Origin of the sequence: Halorussus halobius (assembly GCF_004765805.1) — an archaeon.
In the GTDB taxonomy this organism is placed as follows: Archaea; Halobacteriota; Halobacteria; order Halobacteriales; family Haladaptataceae; genus Halorussus; species Halorussus halobius.
On record NZ_ML219773.1, the window covers coordinates 396,966 to 412,307 of the forward strand.

16 protein-coding genes are annotated in these 15,342 nt (G+C 67.1%); 13 read left to right on the forward strand and 3 right to left on the reverse strand.

Annotation, left to right across the window (positions count from 1 at the left end; genetic code table 11):
• Positions 1 to 71 precede the first annotated feature (71 nt).
• The 8 genes from EPL03_RS02030 to hjc all read left to right on the forward strand — a co-directional run bounded on the left by EPL03_RS02030 (position 72) and on the right by hjc (position 7,580).
• Positions 72 to 266 carry a cold-shock protein gene (locus tag EPL03_RS02030; protein WP_135827671.1) on the forward strand — a complete coding sequence of 65 codons (195 nt, stop codon included), beginning with the start codon at positions 72 to 74 and terminating at the stop codon, positions 264 to 266.
• Between the two features lie 298 nt (positions 267 to 564).
• Positions 565 to 1,185 (forward strand): 2-phospho-L-lactate guanylyltransferase, encoded by a 621-nt coding sequence (gene cofC, locus EPL03_RS02035; RefSeq protein WP_135827672.1) that lies wholly within the window; start codon positions 565 to 567, stop codon positions 1,183 to 1,185.
• 50 nt (positions 1,186 to 1,235) lie between these two features.
• Positions 1,236 to 2,525, forward strand: coding sequence for an AAA family ATPase (locus EPL03_RS02040; protein WP_135827673.1), 1,290 nt, complete (start codon positions 1,236 to 1,238; stop codon positions 2,523 to 2,525).
• Positions 2,526 to 3,140 carry a hypothetical protein gene (locus tag EPL03_RS02045; protein ID WP_135827674.1) on the forward strand — a complete coding sequence of 205 codons (615 nt, stop codon included), beginning with the start codon at positions 2,526 to 2,528 and terminating at the stop codon, positions 3,138 to 3,140.
• Between the two features lie 54 nt (positions 3,141 to 3,194).
• A complete protein-coding gene (gene cofG / locus EPL03_RS02050) occupies positions 3,195 to 4,340 on the forward strand; it encodes a 7,8-didemethyl-8-hydroxy-5-deazariboflavin synthase subunit CofG (RefSeq protein WP_135827675.1) in 1,146 nt (381 codons plus the stop codon).
• A gap of 93 nt (positions 4,341 to 4,433) precedes the next feature.
• A complete protein-coding gene (locus EPL03_RS02055; protein WP_135827676.1) occupies positions 4,434 to 5,717 on the forward strand; it encodes an adenosylhomocysteinase in 1,284 nt (427 codons plus the stop codon).
• Between the two features lie 272 nt (positions 5,718 to 5,989).
• Positions 5,990 to 6,931 carry an alpha/beta fold hydrolase gene (locus EPL03_RS02060; protein ID WP_135827677.1) on the forward strand — a complete coding sequence of 314 codons (942 nt, stop codon included), beginning with the start codon at positions 5,990 to 5,992 and terminating at the stop codon, positions 6,929 to 6,931.
• A gap of 157 nt (positions 6,932 to 7,088) precedes the next feature.
• Complete coding sequence (gene hjc / locus EPL03_RS02065; protein WP_135827678.1) at positions 7,089 to 7,580, forward strand: Holliday junction resolvase Hjc; 492 nt, start codon at positions 7,089 to 7,091, stop codon at positions 7,578 to 7,580.
• Between the two features lie 63 nt (positions 7,581 to 7,643).
• On the opposite strand, the gene EPL03_RS02070 is transcribed toward hjc, so the two are convergent.
• A complete protein-coding gene (locus EPL03_RS02070; protein WP_135827679.1) occupies positions 7,644 to 8,339 on the reverse strand; it encodes an SWIM zinc finger family protein in 696 nt (231 codons plus the stop codon).
• 392 nt (positions 8,340 to 8,731) lie between these two features.
• Here EPL03_RS02070 and EPL03_RS02075 point away from each other — a divergent pair, with 392 nt between their 5' ends.
• Entirely contained in the window at positions 8,732 to 8,935 is a 204-nt protein-coding gene (locus EPL03_RS02075) for a DUF7472 family protein (RefSeq protein WP_135827680.1), read from the forward strand.
• Between the two features lie 118 nt (positions 8,936 to 9,053).
• The gene (locus EPL03_RS02080) at positions 9,054 to 10,187 is read left to right on the forward strand and encodes a YihY/virulence factor BrkB family protein (RefSeq protein WP_135827681.1); all 1,134 of its coding nucleotides are present in this window, start codon (positions 9,054 to 9,056) and stop codon (positions 10,185 to 10,187) included.
• A gap of 40 nt (positions 10,188 to 10,227) precedes the next feature.
• Here the strand turns inward: EPL03_RS02080 and EPL03_RS02085 are convergent, their stop codons facing one another.
• Positions 10,228 to 10,686: a hypothetical protein gene (locus EPL03_RS02085; RefSeq protein ID WP_135827682.1), complete on the reverse strand. Its 459-nt coding sequence runs from the start codon at positions 10,684 to 10,686 to the stop codon at positions 10,228 to 10,230.
• A 245-nt stretch (positions 10,687 to 10,931) separates the two neighbouring features.
• Here EPL03_RS02085 and EPL03_RS02090 point away from each other — a divergent pair, with 245 nt between their 5' ends.
• From EPL03_RS02090 to EPL03_RS02100, 3 genes are all read left to right on the forward strand, one after another.
• Entirely contained in the window at positions 10,932 to 11,141 is a 210-nt protein-coding gene (locus EPL03_RS02090) for an HVO_0649 family zinc finger protein (protein WP_135827683.1), read from the forward strand.
• Positions 11,142 to 11,237: 96 nt separating this feature from the next.
• The gene (locus EPL03_RS02095) at positions 11,238 to 11,441 is read left to right on the forward strand and encodes a DUF4177 domain-containing protein (protein WP_135827684.1); all 204 of its coding nucleotides are present in this window, start codon (positions 11,238 to 11,240) and stop codon (positions 11,439 to 11,441) included.
• Entirely contained in the window at positions 11,434 to 12,468 is a 1,035-nt protein-coding gene (locus EPL03_RS02100; protein ID WP_135827685.1) for a hypothetical protein, read from the forward strand. Before EPL03_RS02095 ends, EPL03_RS02100 begins: the two co-directional genes overlap by 8 nt.
• Positions 12,469 to 12,495: 27 nt before the next feature.
• Here the strand turns inward: EPL03_RS02100 and alaS are convergent, their stop codons facing one another.
• Positions 12,496 to 15,318, reverse strand: coding sequence for an alanine--tRNA ligase (alaS, locus tag EPL03_RS02105; protein ID WP_135827686.1), 2,823 nt, complete (start codon positions 15,316 to 15,318; stop codon positions 12,496 to 12,498).
• Positions 15,319 to 15,342: the final 24 nt, after the last annotated feature.

Sequence of the window (15,342 nt, forward strand, 5' to 3'; positions counted from 1 at the left end):
CCTGTCCCCCCGGTCGGGTCCGGCCTCGACTCGGAAGCCTTATCCCTGCTGGACTCGTCGGTACGGTTGCAATGGCGAAAGGCGAAGTTGATTTCTTCAACGACACGGGCGGCTACGGTTTCATCGACACTGAGGACGAGGACGAGGACGTTTTCTTCCACATGGAGGACGTTGGCGGCCCGGACCTCGAAGAGGGACAGGAAGTCGAGTTCGACATCGAGCAGGCGGACAAGGGTCCGCGGGCGACTAACGTCACCCGACTCTAAGTCGAGCTTCCAACTAACTAACCTACTCCGTTTATTTTTCGACCGGCCAGCAGCCGCCGCGTTCGGGTCTTCGAACGCCGCTCAGACGCGCATAGCCGGGTTCGATGTCCCCGGGGGAGTTGGAACATCCCTGGCGGGGTAGAGGGCGAGGCGCGCCCGCGGGCGCGCGAGCGCGGTGTGGTTCAAAAGCTGCGCGTACTGTCCCTGTGCCCGCGCTCACCACGCGAACTCGCGTCTCCGGGCGCATCCGCCCCGATTCCACAGGTCCTTAAGTCGGCGCGGACGAGGTGCCCGTGAGATGCGAGTCGTCGTCCCGTACGCCACGCGCGAGCCCAAGACCCGACTCGCGGGCGTGCTGTCGCCCGACGAGCGGTCGGCGTTCGCCGCCGCGATGTTGGCCGACGTCCTCGACGCGGTGCGTGCGACCGGCCGCGACCCCGAGGTCCTGGCGACCGCGCCCGTGGACGCCGACGCGCCCGTCACCGTCGACGACCGCCCGCTGACCGACGCCGTGAACGCCGTGCTGGCGGACGCCGCGAGCGACACGGAGCCGGTCGCGGTCGTGATGGCCGACCTCGCGCTGGCGACGCCCGACGCGCTTTCCCGACTGTTCGAGACCGACGCCGACCTCGCGGTCGCGCCGGGGCGGGGCGGCGGGACGAACGCGCTGGTGGTTCGCCACCCCGACTTTCGGGTGGACTACCACGGCACCTCGTTTCTGGACCATCTGGAAATCGCGCGGTCGGTCGGTGCCGGGGTCGAGGTGGTGGACTCGCACCGATTGGCGACCGACGTCGACGAGCGCGCTGACTTGACCGAGGTGCTGGTTCACGCCGAGGGGGAGTCGTTCGAGTGGTTGCAGGCGGCGGGGTTCGCGCTGGCGGGCGACGAGAGTCGGGTGGGCGTGGTCCGGGAGTAAGGCTACGGTTTTTATGTCATGACGGGCAAGTTGGAAGCGAGCGACCATCGATGACGGACCTCGAACGCGTCGAGATTGAGGGCTTCAAGGGGCTGGAGTACGTCGAGTTCGAGCCGACGGACATCAATCTGATTACCGGGCGGAACAACACCGGGAAGACGTCGTTTTTGGAGGCGGTGGACTTGCTGTTCAATCCTGCGAACCTTCAGGAATTCGGTGATAACCTTGGCTCCGTAATCAATACGGAATTCGACTATGCGAAAATCCACGGGGAAACTGAATTGGCACCTACAGAAACGAAAATACGGCACCCGTCAGCCTCGAAAGCCGCAGAAGTCTTCTACGAAATTGCTTCCCGTACTGGAGGATTCCAAATGAGTCTCACGCAGTTTACCACTAAAGAGAAGGTGGAGCCTCATTCGGATGAGGTCACAACGGACGCTCCAAAGAAAATCTACGAGGATATACGGAATTCACTAATTAATAATATAAAAGAAAAGTTATCTGTAGGGCCAATTGATGGGCTTCAGGACGAAATATTACTACTTTCCACAGCAGATCGAGAATTTCCTTGTTTTATTGGCGGAAAGCAGAGTACCTCTCTCATGCGAGATATCTTAGAAGGCGTAGTGGAAGAGTTCCGTGAAAGCGAAAATATAGACGATTTCGGTTTCTACCACAATCAACGAGGCCCGAGAGCGTACTTCGAATTTTCTTCCAGAAGAATAGAACTCGGACTTCCTCCTGAGAATACGCTTGTTGACCAACCGGAGCCGACCGATTCTACAACGTTTATCGAGTCAACTAATTTAACCGAGGATATCGAACGAACAGACGACGAACAAGAACCAATCAAAATAGACGACATCAGCGACTATATAAAGGAGGTGGGTCTGGTTGATGACCTCAAGACGTTCACGCTTGAATACCTTGTCTTTCAGGATGACCGGGGGGAAAAAGACCAAATACCGTACGATTTCATGGGTGATGGTTTCAAGTCCATCGTAGGGCTGCTCTGGGAACTCATGGACGACGAGATCGAGGACCAAATCGTCCTCATCGAAGAACCGGAGAACCACATGCACCCCGGCTACGTCCGAGAGATGGTCTACTTCCTCATCGACCTCGCTCGTGAGGAGAACGTCCAACTGTTCATCACCACTCACGACAGCGACTTCATCAACGACTTCTTCACCGAGAATCTGACCGACGATGAGGAAGCGTATCTAAAAGACGAGTTCTCTCTCCTCCGAATGGAAGAGGACTCCGCAGTCGTGGAGGACTACGAGACGGCCCGCGAGAACCTGAAGGAACATCACCTCGACCTGCGAGGGATTTGAATGAAACAGATTGTGCTGAGCGAAGGGAAACACGACGTACATCTCGTATCATATTTCTTTGAGAAGCGCCACGGAAGTTTCGAGATGACGAAGTTCATCGGCGAGGACGAGGAGTCACCGATACAGCAGAAAGAATCGCGTATGATCAAGAACTTTCAGGAACGACGGAATCCGTACGACGTCCTCGCGAAATCCGAGAACGGCAAGCCGGACCTCAAGCAGGTGTTTTCGTCTCTCCTCAACCAGCTCATGGGAATCGACCCGGAAATCGTCTTCTTCGTCGATTTGGACGGCGGTGATCTGGACAGTTTTCTCGGCAAATTAGACGAGCAGATTCGTGGTCGTCACTCCGCGCGAGGAATCAAGCTCGGTAACCACTCGGTGACGAAGCAAAATACCGACATGGTGGCCGCAGACTGTGAAGTTCTCACCGCGAGCGGGCAGGTAAAAGGCGAATTCCGAATCGTCGCGTTCCAGCAGACCTTGGAGCGTGTCGCTGGCGTATCCCGAGACGCCGAGGGCGACGACTGGAAAGCCGAAATCGAAGCCTTCCTTGACGAAGAGGACCACATCTTCGACCTGCTTCATTCAGCGCTACCGGACAAGGGTACCTGACCACGAATAACCGCGAAAGCAAGCATTTTCCCGGCGAAGACAGAACTATAGACGATGGCAGGTGCCGACATCCCGGGAGCCGACGAGTACGACGTGACGCTCACTCTCGACGACAGCGAGGTCCAGCGACTCCTCGACGTCGGCCCCGAAGACGTCGCGCCCGCCGACGAACTCACCTTCGCCAAGAACGTGTTCGTCCCGCTCACCACGGCGTGCCGGTACACCTGCACCTACTGCACCTACTTCGACCCGCCGGGCGAGGCCTCGCTGCTCTCGCCCGAGGCGGTACGGGACATCCTCGAAACCGGCGCGGACGCCGGCTGTACCGAGGCGCTGTTCACCTTCGGCGACGACCCCGACGACCGGTACACGCGCGTCCACGACCAACTCGACGAGTGGGGCCACGACTCCATCCACTCGTACCTCCGGGAGGTCTGCGAGATGGCGCTCGACGTGGGCCTGTTGCCCCACAGCAACCCCGGCGACCAGACCCGCGAGCAGATGGCGCTGGTCGCGGACGTGAACGCCTCGATGGGCGTGATGCTCGAAACCACCGCCGACGTGGCGGCTCACGCCGGCCCGCGCCGCAAGTCGCCCGGCCAGCGCCTCGACACGCTCCGGAACGCGGGCGAACTCGGCGTCCCCTTCACCACCGGCATCCTCGTGGGCATCGGCGAGGGCTGGCGCGACCGGGCCGAGAGCCTGCTTGCGATTCGGGAGTTGCACGAACGCTACGGCCACATTCAGGAGGTCATCGTCCAGAACGTGGTGCCGAACGAGCGCTCGACCTTCGAGCGACCCTCGGTCGAGACCATGCGACGGGTGGTGGCGATGGCCCGCGAGTGCCTCCCCGAGGAGGTGTCGGTGCAGGTGCCGCCGAACCTCTCGCCGACCCGCGAGTTGCTCGACTGCGGCGTCGACGACCTCGGCGGCGTCTCGCCCGTGACCGACGACCACATCAACCCCGACTACGAGTGGCCCGCGCTCCGGGAACTGGAGGACATCGCCGACGGGGCCGGCGTCCCCCTGCGCGAGCGCCTGCCGGTGTATCGACGGTACCTCCCGGACGAGGTGGGACAGAGCGGAGACGCCGACGACGGGACGGTCGACACCGAGTGGATTTCCGAGACGGTTCTGAGCGCCGTGCGGGCCGACGACGCGGCCGGGGCGCGCTACCGGACCGTCCTCGACGGGCGGTAGTCTCGACCGGCGGTAGCGTCCACCCCGGGACTCTCGGCTTCGGCGGCGTCCGCCTTCGGTAGCGTTTTGAGCGCGCTCCACCACGATTGGTGTATGACGACCTATCCGACCATCAGCGAGCAGGTCGACGACGTGGCGGCCGCTCGCACCGAGGGCCATCGGAAGATGGACTGGGCGCGCGAACACATGCCGATTCTGACCGCGCTACAGGCCGAGTTCGAGGCCGAGCAGCCGCTGGACGGCCAGCGAATCGGGATGGCGATGCACGTCGAGGCCAAGACCGCCGTCCTCGTGGAGACGCTGGCCGACGGCGGCGCGGAGGTCGCCGTGACCGGCTGTAACCCGCTGTCGACCCACGACGACGTGAGCGCCGCCCTCGACGAGCATCCCAACATCACCTCCTACGCGAAGCGCGAGGTGGACGACGACGAGTACTACGCGGCCATCGAGGCGGTCATCGGCCACGAGCCGACTATCACGGTCGACGACGGGATGGACCTCGTGGCGGCCGTCCACGAGGACTACCCCGAACTCATCGATTCCATCGTCGGCGGGGCCGAGGAGACCACCACGGGCGTCCACCGCCTGCGCGCGATGGACGAGGACGGCGCGCTCGACTACCCAGTGTTCGCCGTGAACGACACGCCGATGAAGCGGCTGTTCGACAACGTCCACGGCACGGGCGAGTCCTCGCTGGCGAACATCGCCATGACCACGAACCTCTCGTGGGCGGGCAAGAACGTCGTCGTCGCGGGCTACGGCGACTGCGGCCGGGGCGTCGCCAAGAAGGCCTCCGGACAGAACGCGAACGTCGTCGTCACCGAGGTCGAACCCCGCCGCGCGCTCGAAGCCCACATGGAGGGCTACGACGTGATGCCGATGGCCGAGGCGGCCGAGATCGGGGACGTGTTCCTCACGACGACCGGTAATCGAGACGTTATCACCCGCGAGGACTTCGAGAAGATGGACGACGGCGTCCTGCTGGCCAACGCTGGTCACTTCGACGTGGAGGTCAACCTCGACGACCTCTCGGACCTCGCGGTCGCCGAACGCGAGGCCCGCGAGGGCGTCCGGGAGTACGAGATGCCGGACGGCCGTCGTCTCAACGTCCTCGCTGAGGGCCGACTCGTCAACCTCGCCTCGCCCATCGCGCTGGGCCATCCGGTCGAGGTGATGGACCAGAGCTTCGGCGTGCAGGCCGCCGCGGTCCGCGAACTGGTCGAGAACGGCGAGAACTACGACGCCGGAGTCCACGATGTGCCCGACGAGTTGGACAAGGAGATCGCCGAGATCAAGCTGGACGCCGAGGGCGTCGAGTACGACGAGTTGACGCCCGAGCAGGCCGAGTACATGGGTAGCTGGCAGCACGGGACGTGAATGCGAAGTCATTCATGTGGACATAGTTCCCGCCGATTTTGCGGGAGTAACCACGCAAACTCTATGCCACATGGCACATTATCTCTGAGTGTACGGTGGCAAGGAAGACGATGATCCCTCTGTGAAGGGGTATGAGACTTCCAGCGCCACCTGTTCGACGGTACGGCGGACGATGATCCCTCAGTGAAGGGGTATGAGACCGCCAATGCCGTCGAGCGTGTCGCGCCAACTTGACGCCAACTCTTTCGTCTCGGAATCCTAAGCAACGGCTCATGCCCCTCGACCACGCCGCCGACCCCAGCCCCGAGGCCGAACGCTTCCTCGACGCAGTCGAAGCAGTCTGCGCCCATTACGACGTCGACGCCGAATCCACGTACGCGGAACTTTCCGGGCCGGCCGACAAGGTCCACTACCTCACCGCAGGCGAGGGGCCGCCGCTGTTGCTCCTCCATGGCCTCAGCACTACCGGCGCGTCGTGGCTTCCCGTCTTCGACGCGCTGACCGACCGGTTCACCGTCTACGCGCCCGACCGGCCCGGTCGGGGCCTCTCGACTGCCGTTGACTACCGCGAGACGGGGTTCCGGGAGTTCGGCGTCTCGTACGTTGTCGCGTTGCTCGACGCGCTCGGCGTCGAGCGGACCGCCGTGATGGGCAACTCGCTCGGCGGGTTCCAGACGCTCGCGCTGACCCTCGACCACCCCGAGCGCGTGACCCGGCAGTGTCTGGTCGGCGCGCCCGCCGGACTCTCGACCGACGTTCCCGTCTTCCTCCGACTGCTCGACCTGCCCGTCCTCGGCACCTGGCTGTTCGACTACTCGAAGGCCGAAACCGTGGCCGAGGCGCGGCGGACGTACCGCCGGATGAACCTCGAGGACGATTCGGCGCTTCCGGACTGCTACTTCCGACCGGGAATCGTCGGCGAGGGGCTGCCCGGCCAGCGCGAGAGTCTGCGGTCGCTGCTGGAGACGCTGGGGACGTTCCGCGGCATCAACTCCCAGTTCGACCTGTCGGCGGCGCTTCCGGGCGTCGAGACGCCCACGCGGTTCGTCTGGGGCACCGAGGACTACTTCTGGCCGCCGGAGGTTGGCCAGCCGGTCGCCGACCGAATGTCCGATGCCGACTTCGTCGTGCTGGACGGCCACGGCCACACGCCGTGGCTCGAACCCGGCGACGATGCGATCTCGGCGGCGACGGAATTTCTCACCGCGGAGTAGCATCGGGAGTTCCCTGCGGACCAGACTCGTTTCACTTCCGCCTCGCTCCCGAGGGACTTAACACGCCGAAGGAAGCAGTGTTCCACATGGCCGACAGCACGGGGACCGCCGATTCGTCGGGAGCGGCCGACGCGACGGACTCGCGGGGGGTGCGGTGATGTCGAACGCGAAGGGCGACCGCCGGGAGCGCGAACTCGTCAACCGGCTCGACGAGGCCGGGTTCGCGGTCATGCGCGCGCCCGCCAGCGGGAGCGCGACCGAGCGCGAACTCCCGGACGTGCTCGCGGGCGACGGCACCGACTTCTACGCCGTCGAGGCCAAGTCGAGTTCGGGCGACCCCATCTACCTCACCGGCGAGGAGGTCGAGGCGCTGGTGTACTTCGGGAAGAACTTCGGCGCGAAACCCAAGATCGGCGTGCGGTTCGACCGCGAGGACTGGTACTTCTTCCACCCGGCCGACGTCCACGAGACCGACGGCGGCAACTACCGGGTCAAGAAGGAGACCGCGCTCGAGGAGGGCGACCCGCTCGACGCCCTGCGGACCTCGGACGACGGCGACGAGGACGACGACCACGACGTTCGAGACGTGCTCCGGGCGGTCGAGCAGGGCGTACTGTCGGTCGAGGAGGCCGCCGCGATGTTCGAATAGCGCGGCCCACTCGGCGCGCCGCCGTTTCGGCGTCGACACCGCCAGCGCGGCGTCGGGCGCTCGTCAGTGTCGGGCCGACTCGAAGTCGCCGAGCTCCGACTGGTCGTCGCGCGCGCCGACGCGGCGCTCGCCGCGCCGGACCAGCCGGCCGCGCGGGAACGAGTAGCGCCGCCGGTGTCGGGGCTCCAGCTCGCCCGGGTCGAGACCGGCCGGTACGGGGTACATCGCCTCGACCACCGCGTCGTCGGCGCGGTAGTCCTCGTTGGTCGGGTAGTCGGCGACGGTGACCTCGCAGTCGGACACCGCCACCTCGTCGGCCCGGCGGTCGGTGGTCCTGACGACGACCAGCAGGTCGCCCGTCTCGCGGTCCACGACCGTCTCGCCCGGCCCCAGTTCGCACTGCTCGCAGAGGCGGGGTCCGGTCGCTCGCTCGTCGGCGAACCACTCCTCGCCGCAGTTGACGCAGGAGACCGCCGATTTGCCGGGCGGCGGCACCCGTCCCTCGGTGACCTCCATGGCGACCCGCCGGAGGTGCTTGCACCGGACGCCGCGGAAGTTGTGGTCCGGACAGGTGCAGCGCCCGCCCGGCAGGTCCACCGAGTAGGTGTTGGCGCTCTGGCTCTCGACCGCGTAGACGCCCCCGCCCAGCGGCCCGACCGCCATGCGCTCCATCCGGGCGCGCTGGGACCGCGGGTCCCCCACGCTCCCGGCCGGAGGCAGCGATGCTCGCGTTCGTTCGGAAGCTGTTGTGTTTGCCATCGGCTTCCCACCTTGCGTGCGGCCGACCGACGGGCGGCCGAATCCGCACCGCAGACCGTCGCGCCGTCGGCCGGTTCCGCGTACTATTCGGTAGGTGCCGGACCACCCTAAGTCTTGCACCTGTCAGACCACCGAAATTCGAGAACGGAGAGATTGAACGCTTCTCGCGTCGGAATTCGATCCAGATAGCCGCCGGAACGCGGGAGTTCGCTGCCGGAACCTGTCGGCGAGCGGGAAGCGTCAGCGACGAGCGAGCGGCCCCACCGGCGGGCAAACCACGTCCTCCGGGCCTTCGGTCGCTCCGTTCCCGAAGACGACGGGCCGTGTCCGCGCGACCGCAGCAAACGGTCGTAACCGAAGCCCTTTTGGAGGTACTCTCGGAAGCTCTCGGCATGGATATCGACCAGGAGACGCTGCGCGAGATATTCGTCGGCGCGGCGTCCGTGGGCCTGTTCGTCGCGCTCCTCTACTGGGTCGGCCTGACGTACGGCGGCGACGCCCTCTCGGAGACCGGTGGACTGGCGGTCGTCGGCGTCATCGTCGTGTTCGTCGCGGTGATGACCGCCGTGGGCTACTGGATGTCCCGACAGTACTGAGCGTCGACTCTTCTCCGCGGCGTTTCCCCGCTCTCGGCGGCCCGTCTGCGCCGCCGACGCGGCGCTCCGAGGCCGGACGGGCGGAGCCGTTTTTGCTCGCCGCCCCGTGTCGTCCGTCATGGGGGTTCGAAGCGAACTCGGTCGAGTGGTCCGGGAGACGTGGCGGGAGGTACGCGACGAGAACGTCACGTTCATGGCCGGGAGCATCGCCTACTACGCGTTCGTCTCGCTGCTTCCGCTGCTGGTGTTCGCGCTCGTCGTGCTCGCGGCGCTCGACAGCGCGGCGTTCACCGCGCGCCTCTCGGCCCTCACCGAGGCGTTTCTCACCCCGTACGCCCGCCAGCTGCTGGTCGAGTCGCTCGACGCCAGCGCCGCCCGGACCGGCATGTCGGTCGTCGGCGCGCTGACGCTCCTCTGGGGGATGTCCCGGATATTCCAGGGGCTCGACGTGGCGTTCTCCGAGATATACGACACGCGCGCCGAGAAGTCGCTGCTCTCGACGGCCCGGAACGGAGTCGTGGTGTTCCTCGCGCTCGGACTCGCCGTCGCCGCCTTCGCCGTCGTCGGGTCGGTCGCGGCGTTTGCGCCCGACCTGCCGCACCCGTCGGTGGCGAATCCCCTCCTGCTCGTGGCCGGGCTCGCGGTCGCGTTCGTGCCCGTCTACTACGTGTTCCCCGACGTGGACCTGACGGTCCGGGAGGTCCTGCCCGGCGTCGTGTTCGCGGCGGTCGGATGGACCGCGCTCGGGGTGGTGTTCCAGGGATACGTGGCGTACGCCACCCGGTACGAGACGATATACGGCACGCTGGGCAGCGCGTTCGTCCTGCTGGTCTGGCTCTACGCCTCCGGGCTCGTCGTCCTCGTCGGCGGCGTCCTCAACGCGGTGCTGGCGGGCCGGACCGGCGACGAGCACGCCCTCGGCGTCACCGACGAGGTCAGCGCCGACCCGACGGCCGATGGCCGCGGCGAACCCGCTCGCGACGGAGCCGGGCTCGCTCGCGACGGCGACGCGCCACGGGACCCGGACGACCTGCGCCGCGCGTACCGCCGGCTCGACCGCGCCCACGAGGAACTCGGTCGGGCCTACGAGCGCCTCGACGCCGACCGCGAGCGCGTCCGCGAGGAGGCGTCGCGGCTGGCGGCCGAGAACGAACGGCTCCGCCGGGAGAACGACGCTCTGACGCGCCGACTGGCCCGTCGGCGCTCGGTCTGGGCTCGGGCCAAGCGGCTGGTGGCCGGCGAGCGCAGCTAGTCGGGCGCGCAATCGCGGTCGCGTCTGACCGCCCGACGGCTCAGTCCTGCACGGCCGACACGACCGCGGCGAACAGCGCCGCCGGCAGTCCGAGCGCGCCGAACAGGACCAGCCGCAGCGGCGGACGCCGCCCCGGTTCGACGAGGACGAGGCTCGCGAGCGAGACCGCTCCGACTGCCCCCGCGAGCGCGACCACGGCCCACTCGACTCGGGGGTCGTACTCGGCCCTCGCGACCCTGACCGTCCAGTGGTCGCTCGCGCGCTCGCGAGCGGCCCGGGAGCGGCGCTCGATTCCCTCGTCCGTGCGAACTGCGTAGAACAGCCGCCGGTACCCGACCAGCATCGCGCCGAACAGCCCGCCGACGAACAGCCCCGGCACCGACTGGTCGCCGCCGGCCAGCGTCGCCGCGCCGCCGACGAGGACGGCGGGGACGACCAGCAGGGCCAGACATTCGAGGACGTCGATTTCCGGTGCTCGCGTCTCCCCTCGGGACGTCATCTCGTCGTCGTTCGACGCGGAGACGGATTAATCGGTACGGTTCGACCTCCAGTTGGGGGATGCGCTCGAATTCCGGTGCCCGTCACGGCGGGTTCGCCTCGACCTCGCGCCCGCCAGTTCGTCGTGCGCGGTGCGGAATCGGTCTCGTCGCCGGTCGTGCCGACTCGATTCGGTCCCGTGGCCCTCGGTCTCGCGGGTCTCCCGACGAGGGAACGTTTATGACCCGTGGCGTGGTACGTGTGAACATGAGACACGAACCGAGGCCGGGAGCGAGCCCCTTCGAGCGCCTGGGCGCGCACTTCGACGAGGTCGACCGGGTGTGTCCAGACTGCGGCTTCGAGGACGCCGACGGGCGCTGGACCACCACGACCACCGGCGACCGGGTCAGCTACCGCCACGTCTGTCCGAGCTGTGGCTCCATCCGCAAGCGGACGCTCGACGTCGGCGACCGGTAACGGGGTCGACGGGGGACCGCCAGGCGGTCCGCGACGGGTGGGCCGTCCGCGAGGCGGCCCGGGAATATATGGCCGCCCCGGTCGTGCGTTCGGTGGATGACGCCGCGAACGTGGGAGTACCGGACGCTCCGGCCGGAACGGGGGGCGACGATGGAGGAGGCGGTCGACCCGGAGGCCGCGCTGAACGGGCTGGGTGCGGACGGGTGGGAGCTCGTCGACACCATCGAGTACGTCGGCGGCGGCACGAAGTTCCTGGTGTTCAAGCGCCCCGCGTCGGAGGCCGAGCTCGCGGATGAGTGACGGGAGCGACGACCCCCGGCTGGCGGGCCGCGGAGACGAAACCGCCGACACGATGCGCGGACGCGCCGGCGAGAGCCGTCTCAAGCTCCGACTGTTGCTCCGGACGAACCGGCTCGCGGTGACGGGCGCGCTGGCCGCCGCGGTCTTCGTCGCGTTCGTCGCTGCGGGCGCGAGCGTGGACCCGTCGTTCCGCGCGACGGTCGCCGACAGCAGCGTCCTCGACTACCTCTTCTCGTCGATGCTCGGCGCGCTCGTCACCGGGGTAACGCTGGTGGTGACCATCAACCAGCTCGTCCTCTCCCAGGAGCTCGGGCCGCTCGGCGACCAGCACCGGCGGATGAGCGACACGATGGACGTCCGGACCTACGCCGCCGAGTTGCTGGGCGAGACGACGCCGGCCGACCCGTCGACGTTCCTCCGGGACCTGCTCCGGAGCGCGCGGGACCGCGCCGAGACGCTCCGCGCGGCGGTCGCCGCCGACCGCGCGGGCGACCTCGGACGGGAGGTCGACGTAGTCGTCGACGACGTCGCCGACAACGCCGCGAGCGTCGCCGACCGGCTCGACGCCGCGGAGTTCGGCACTTTCGAGGTGGTGTTCGCGGCGCTGGACTTCGACTACTCGTGGGCGGTGTTCCACGTCGAGCGTCTCCGCGACGAGTACGACCTATCGGACGAGGAGGACGCCGCCCTCGACGACCTCCGGACCGCGCTGGTGATGTTCGCGCCGGCCCGCGAGCACGTCAAGACGCTGTACTTCCAGTGGGCGCTCGTGGACCTCTCGCGGCTCATCGTGTACGCCGCCGTCCCCGCGCTGGTCGTCTCCGGAATCGGCATCGCGTTCCTCGGAGCCGAGACGTTCCCCGGCGCGACGCTCGGCGTCGGCAACCTGCTGTGGGTCGTCGCGGCCGGGTTCACGGTGACGCTGGTCCCGTTCTTGTTGCTGGTCTCGTACATCCTGCGCATCGCCACGGTGGCCAAACGGACCCTCGCCATCGGCCCGCTGGTCCTCAGGGATTCGCGGCGGTGAGAGTCCGAGCGACTCCCCCGCGCCCGACTACGCGTTCCGGACCTGCTTCAGCACGTCGGGCGCGTCGTCGAGCGCCTCGCCGAGCTTGTCGGCGTCGGGGCCGCCGCCCTGCGCGAAGTCCGGCGGGCCGCCGCCGCCCCCGCCGACCTTCCGGGCGAGTTCGCTGACGACCTCGCCGGCGTTGACGCCGACGCTCTCCGGGACTGCGACGACGAACGTCGCGCCGTCCGCGCCGCTTCCAAGCACCGCGATTTTCCCCTCCTCGACCAGCGCGTTGGCGGTCGCGCGCAGCTCGTCCATGTCGGCGTCGAGTCGCTGGACGACCGCCGTGGCGTCGCCGACCGCGACCTCCTCGCCCGAATCGCCGCCGGAAGCGCGGGCCTCGGCCAACTGTTCCTTGAGGTCCTCGATCTGCTTGCCCCGGCCTTTCCACTCCTCGAAGAACCGGCGGGCGGTCTCGGGCACCTCCTCGGGCGCGACGTCGAGTATCCCTGCGGCGTCGGCCAGCGCGGCCTCCGTACGCTGGGTGGCCTCGATTGCGGCCTCGCCAGCGGCGAAGGTGATGCGCTCGACGCCGTCCTGGACGCGCTCGGTGTTGAGTATCTTGACGGTCCCCACGTCGCCCGTACGCCGGACGTGGGTGCCCCCGCAGGCCTGCACGTCCTCGGCGACGTGGATGAGCCGGATGTTCTTCCCGGCGGGGATGCCGCCCTGATACAGGTCGAAGCCGTACTCCTCCTCGGCCTCGTGGCGGTTGGGCCACTCCTGCTGGACCGACGTGTTCTCCATCACGAGCTCGTTGGCGACGCGCTCGATCTCGTTTCTGGTCTCGCGGTCGATGCGCTCGTAGTGGCGCACGTCGATGCGCGAACTGTCGACGCCCTTCTGCGCGCCCGCCTGCCGAACGTGGTCGCCCAGCACCTCGCGGGCGGCGTGGACGACGATGTGGGTCGCGGTGTGGTGGCGCATCAGCCGGCGGCGGCGCTCGGCGTCGATCTGTCCCCGGACGATGTCGCCCTTGTCGACCGGCTCGTCGGTCCGGTGGAGGATGACGCCGTCCCGAATCTGGACGTCCTCGACCTGCACGGTCGCGTCGTCGGTCGTCAGCACGCCCCGGTCGGCTGGCTGGCCGCCGCCCTCGGGGTAGAACATCGTCTGGTCGAGCACCACGTCGTAGACGGTTCGGTCGTCCCCGCCGCCGTCTTCACCCGTCTCGTCTCCGCCGTCCTCGCGCTCGAACACGTCGAGGACGACCGCCTCGAAGTCGGTGCCGTACTGGTCCTCGTAGTAGTGGCGGTCGGTCGTCGGCAGGTCGTCGAACCGGTCCTCGCTCCCGGTCGTCTCCTCGACCGCCTCGCCCGAGTCGTGTCGGGAGGCGACGAGGCTGTAGAAGTCGTCGGGCACGTCGACCGTGGCCCCGTGGTCGGCGGCGATGTCCTCGACCATGTCGGGCTGGATGCCGTGGGAATCGTACAGTTCGACCAGTTCGCTCGTCGGGACGGGGTCGCCCTTCCGGGCGTACTCCTCGGCGAGGCGCTCGACCCGGCGGCCGCCCTGTTCGAGCGTCTCGCGGTACTTCTCGACCTCGGTCCGCACGACGTCCCGCACCGTGTCGCGGTTCTCGTAACCGAGCCGGTCGGCCTGCATGTCCACGAGTTCGTCGAGCGGGGCGTCGACGCCCACGTTGTCACAGAGGCGCTTGGTGCGCCGGAGGACCATCCGGGCGAGGTAGCCCGTGCCGACGTTCGAGGGGACGATGCCGTCGCCGAGCATGTACGCCAGCGTCCGGCAGTGGTCCGCGATGGCGTAGATGTCCTCGAGGGGTTTGAGCAGGGCTTCGAGGTCGCTCGTGGCGACGCCGAGCTTGTCGGCGATGTTGTCGCGGGCGGCCGCCATGTCCTCGGCCTCGTCGATGTCCATGTGGCCCGCGAGCTTCGAGGACCGGTGGACGAGTTCGGCCTCCTCGTCGGTGTGGTCGATGCCGGCGTTGTCCTTCAGGAACGATATCATGTCGGGGTAGATGGCCTCGTAGACGGTCGGGGTGCCCTGGCTCACCCACGTCCAGCGTTCGAGGCCGTAGCCGGTGTCGACGACGTAGGTGTCCATCTTCGAGTACCGGTTGCCGTCCTTCATCTCGTACTCGCCGTCGGGGTCTTGCTCCATCGACATGAAGACCAGCGTGGCGAGTTCGACCCCGCGATAGATGACCTCGATGGCGGGGCCGGCGTTGCCGCCGCCGACCCACGGGTCCTCGATGTAGATTATCTCCTCGGGGTTCGCGCCCATCGACTCGAAGAACTCGTCGCAGTATTCGACCGTCTCGTCCTTCCAGTAGACCTCGCCCTGATAGGCGTACTGGTCGGGGTCCTCCAGGTCCTCGCGGGCGTTGAACGCGTGGTGGGCCATCATCTCGAACGCCATGGTGTGGCGGCCCGTCTTGCCCACGTTGTCGATGTCCTGCATCCGGATGCACGGCTGGGAGATGGTCAGGGGGTTGGCCGGCGGCGGGGTCTCGCCCGACGTGACCAGCGGCTGGAAGTCGTAGACCGACGCCTGCGTGAGCAACACGTCGTCGCGCCATCGGTTCGCGGCGACCGGATACGGCTCGATGCGCTCGTGGTCGTGGTCCTCGAAGAAGGAGAGGAACGCCTCGCGCATCTCTTCGAGGCTGTACTCGGCGTCAAGGCTCGGGTTGTCGATGAAGTCGTACTCCTCGCAGGGCGGTTCGCCGCAGGTCTCGCGGGCCTCGTCGCGGGTCCAGAAGAAGGCACCGCACTCGGTGCACTCCTTCCTGACGAAGCCGTTCTCCTCGAAATAATCGAGGCGGTACTCCGCTTCGAGTTCGCTCATATTGTGCGTATTTCGCCAACGAAC

Bases quoted from the DNA above. Each gene is read 5' to 3' on its own strand.
- EPL03_RS02080 (WP_135827681.1), top strand. From the start codon at position 9,054: ATGGGGGTTCGAAGCGAACTCGGTCGAGTGGTCCGGGAGACGTGGCGG.
- EPL03_RS02055 (WP_135827676.1), top strand. From the start codon at position 4,434: ATGACGACCTATCCGACCATCAGCGAGCAGGTCGACGACGTGGCGGCC.
- EPL03_RS02045 (WP_135827674.1), top strand. From the start codon at position 2,526: ATGAAACAGATTGTGCTGAGCGAAGGGAAACACGACGTACATCTCGTA.
- cofC (WP_135827672.1), top strand. From the start codon at position 565: ATGCGAGTCGTCGTCCCGTACGCCACGCGCGAGCCCAAGACCCGACTC.
- EPL03_RS02100 (WP_135827685.1), top strand. From the start codon at position 11,434: ATGAGTGACGGGAGCGACGACCCCCGGCTGGCGGGCCGCGGAGACGAA.
- EPL03_RS02070 (WP_135827679.1), bottom strand. From the start codon at position 8,339: ATGGCAAACACAACAGCTTCCGAACGAACGCGAGCATCGCTGCCTCCG.
- alaS (WP_135827686.1), bottom strand. From the start codon at position 15,318: ATGAGCGAACTCGAAGCGGAGTACCGCCTCGATTATTTCGAGGAGAAC.
- EPL03_RS02030 (WP_135827671.1), top strand. From the start codon at position 72: ATGGCGAAAGGCGAAGTTGATTTCTTCAACGACACGGGCGGCTACGGT.
- EPL03_RS02095 (WP_135827684.1), top strand. From the start codon at position 11,238: ATGACGCCGCGAACGTGGGAGTACCGGACGCTCCGGCCGGAACGGGGG.
- cofG (WP_135827675.1), top strand. From the start codon at position 3,195: ATGGCAGGTGCCGACATCCCGGGAGCCGACGAGTACGACGTGACGCTC.
- EPL03_RS02085 (WP_135827682.1), bottom strand. From the start codon at position 10,686: ATGACGTCCCGAGGGGAGACGCGAGCACCGGAAATCGACGTCCTCGAA.
- EPL03_RS02075 (WP_135827680.1), top strand. From the start codon at position 8,732: ATGGATATCGACCAGGAGACGCTGCGCGAGATATTCGTCGGCGCGGCG.
- hjc (WP_135827678.1), top strand. From the start codon at position 7,089: ATGTCGAACGCGAAGGGCGACCGCCGGGAGCGCGAACTCGTCAACCGG.
- EPL03_RS02060 (WP_135827677.1), top strand. From the start codon at position 5,990: ATGCCCCTCGACCACGCCGCCGACCCCAGCCCCGAGGCCGAACGCTTC.
- EPL03_RS02090 (WP_135827683.1), top strand. From the start codon at position 10,932: ATGAGACACGAACCGAGGCCGGGAGCGAGCCCCTTCGAGCGCCTGGGC.
- EPL03_RS02040 (WP_135827673.1), top strand. From the start codon at position 1,236: ATGACGGACCTCGAACGCGTCGAGATTGAGGGCTTCAAGGGGCTGGAG.